Genomic DNA, 2,807 nt, shown 5'->3' with positions numbered 1-2,807 from the left:
GGACGTGTCGTCAACAGTCAAGTTGACAACCGCAGACGGGCCCTTCTCAACCGTACCGGTAGTTACGGTAGGGTTAGAGGCCGCGGCAGCAGCAGTGCCCGTGAACGCGATGGACCCGGCAAAGACCGAGAAGACCATCAGCGCAGCGAGCAAAACCGCGCGAAGTTGTTTGTGCTTTGTCATTGTTATAGATGGTTCTATAATCGGCGAAGCAGCTTTCCACCCAACGACGCCCGAGGGTAGGTTCGGGCGGGGGGTTACTCGCTGAGATCACCTTGGGTAGGGGTACGCCCTCAGGTATCTGTTCACATTATAAATGCTTTGTGTATCTTATTGGTATCAATACACTTGGATATTGTAGTAATTCAAAAATATCGACACGATTGTTGCGTCGAGTCGTGCGTCAGTGAAAAAGAAAGGCAGACGGGGTACGTCGTCCGTGGAGACGCTTACTCGGGGGACTCGAAGTCGGCGGGGAGAACCTCGATTTCGTGGCCGTCGGGGTCCTTCGTGAACGCGTAGCGGTCGTCGCAGGACTCGGGGTCGCGGTAATCTTCGGCCTCGCGCTCCATCAGGTCGTCCCAGTAGTCGTGCAGGTCGTCGGCGCGGACGGCGAGGTGGCCCCACGCGTCGCCCATCGTGTAGGTTCGGCCGTCGTAGTTGTAGGTGAGTTCGACTGCCATCGCTTCCTCGGAGGCACCTTCGGGTTTCATGAAGTAGTTCGCGAAGGTGTCGGACTCCCAACGGCCAGTGTGTTCGTACTCGAACTTCCGAGTCCAGAAGCCGAGTGCCTCGTCGGCGTCTTCGACACGAATCATCGTGTGGTCGAGACTCCACTTGGCACCCTGTTCGCGCTGGACGATTTCGACTTCGTGGCCGTCCGGGTCCTTGACGAACGCGTAGCGCCCCCCACAGGACTCGGGGTCGCGGTAGTCTTCGACGCCCTCGTCCATGAGTTGCTGGTAGGCCTCTTCGAGTTCGCCCTCGGGGACGCGAACCGCGATGTGACCCCAGGCGTCGCCCATCTCGTAGGTGTTGTCACCGTGGTTGTAGGTGAGTTCGAGGACAGCACCCTCTTCGTGGAGGTCCTTCGGGCCGAGATAGACGTTGGTGAACGTGTCTGCCTCCCAACGACCCTTCTCCTCGTAGTCGAGGTGCGTCGTATACCAGTCGAGCGACTCGTCGAGGTCTTCGACACGAATCATGACGTGGTCGAGGATTCCGGACATACCCATTGGATGTGTCGCGGCGGCGAAAAACGTACCGAACGCGGAACCCCTCGTCGGTCGTTGGCACGCGCCGTCTCTCGGGGGGTAGCGTCGTTACGTGCCGCATAAGTACTCGCCGCCATTACGATTCGGTCGTGCCCTCCGTCCCCAATCCCGTCCGACTCCTCATCGTCGGAATCGGACTCGCGCTCTCCCGTGTCGGCCTCCTCGACAGGGAGCGTGCTGTCCGGACTGCAGACCTCGCGTGGCCACGTGTCGTCACCGGAATCGCCAGGATGTCGAAGAACGCGGTGGACGTGGCGATGGTCGGTATCGCGTCGGGGACGGTCGCGATTACTGGCGTCGGCTTCGCCGGGCCGTTCTGGGGACTCGCCTTCGCACTCGGCGGCGGTATCGCGGGTGGGACAATCGCACTCGTCTCACAGCGGTTCGGTGCCGATGCAATCGAATCACTGGGACTCGCAGTTCGGTCGAGCGCACTCCTCACCGTCGTGGCGACACTCCCCGTCACAGCGCTCTTTTGGCTATTTCCCACCGAACTCATCTCGCTTCTTAGTAGCAATGCCGAAGCCATCGACCTCGGAGCGAAGTACCTCCGAATCGTCGGCCTCGGTGTCCCCTTCGCCGGTTTGAACCTCATCGGGAGTCGGGTGCTCGTCGGGTCCGACGACGCGTACACCGCCATGGTCCTCCGCGCGAGCGGTGCCATCGTGAACATCGTCGTCAACGCAGCCCTCATCTTCGGCCTCGGGATGGGTGTCGAAGGAGCGGCGCTCGGAACGGTCCTCTCGAACATCGTCGTCACCAGTGCGTTCGTGATTGGCCTGTCGCGCGGAACGCTCCCCGGCATCGGCGCGTTCCCCGTCACCATCGACCCGTTCGGTCCCTTCGTCGACTTCGCGACGCTCCGCGACCTGGTCGAAATCGGCCTCCCCGTGATGGGGCGAAACCTCGTCTGGACCGTCGCGGAGTTCCCCATGCTCGCCATCCTCGACAGTTTCGGCCCCGACGTGGTCGCAGCGTTCGTCATCGCCCGGCGTATCTGGGGCATCATGAACACGCCGGGATGGGGATTCGGCCTCGCGTCGTCGAGCCTCGTCGGCCAAGCACTCGGCAAGAACGACGAGACACTGGCAGAAGCCTACGGGAACGAAGTCATCCGCTTCGCCGTCGCCACGTACCTCGTGTCCGCCGTCCTCGTCGCGCTATTTGCCCGGCCAATCGTCCTCGGGTTCGTCAACGACCCCTCTGACCCGGCCGTGCCAATCGCGGTCGACCTCGTCTACGTCGCCTGTTTCGCTGTCGTCTTGCAGGGTGTCTCCGGCGGGTCAGCGGGTCCGCTCGACGCCAGCGGCGACACCCGGTGGACCTTCGGCAGTCAGTTCGTCGGGATGTTCCTCGGGTCGATTCCGCTCGCGTACATCGGGTCGGTCACGTCGCTCGGCCTCGTCGGCCTCTATCTCGCGTTCGTCGCGGAGACGTCGATTCCGGCGGCGCTCAACTACTATCGGTTCCGAACCGGGCCGTGGAAAGCGGTGAGTCGGAACTACCGTCCCGAGGCGACCGCAGACGACTGAC

General features: G+C 62.3%; 3 protein-coding genes. 1 reads left to right on the top strand and 2 read right to left on the bottom strand.

Annotated elements, in window-relative coordinates; genetic code table 11:
• Positions 1-183 (bottom strand): surface glycoprotein (locus tag AUR66_RS20720; protein ID WP_157533140.1); only part of this gene is annotated, 183 nt, incomplete at its 3' end.
• 266 nt (positions 184-449) lie between these two features.
• Entirely contained in the window at positions 450-1,229 is a 780-nt protein-coding gene (locus AUR66_RS14285) for a VOC family protein (protein ID WP_058572955.1), read from the bottom strand.
• A gap of 134 nt (positions 1,230-1,363) precedes the next feature.
• Between AUR66_RS14285 and AUR66_RS14280 the strand changes: the two genes are divergently transcribed.
• Positions 1,364-2,806, top strand: a complete 1,443-nt coding sequence (locus AUR66_RS14280) for an MATE family efflux transporter (protein ID WP_058572954.1) — start codon at positions 1,364-1,366, stop codon at positions 2,804-2,806.
• The last annotated feature ends 1 nt before the right edge of the window (position 2,807 follow it).

The organism is Haloferax profundi, assembly GCF_001469865.1.
GTDB classification, from domain to species: domain Archaea; phylum Halobacteriota; class Halobacteria; order Halobacteriales; family Haloferacaceae; genus Haloferax; species Haloferax profundi.
The sequence above is the reverse complement of the archived record's forward strand: the minus strand, read 5'-3'. Positions and strand labels throughout refer to the sequence as shown.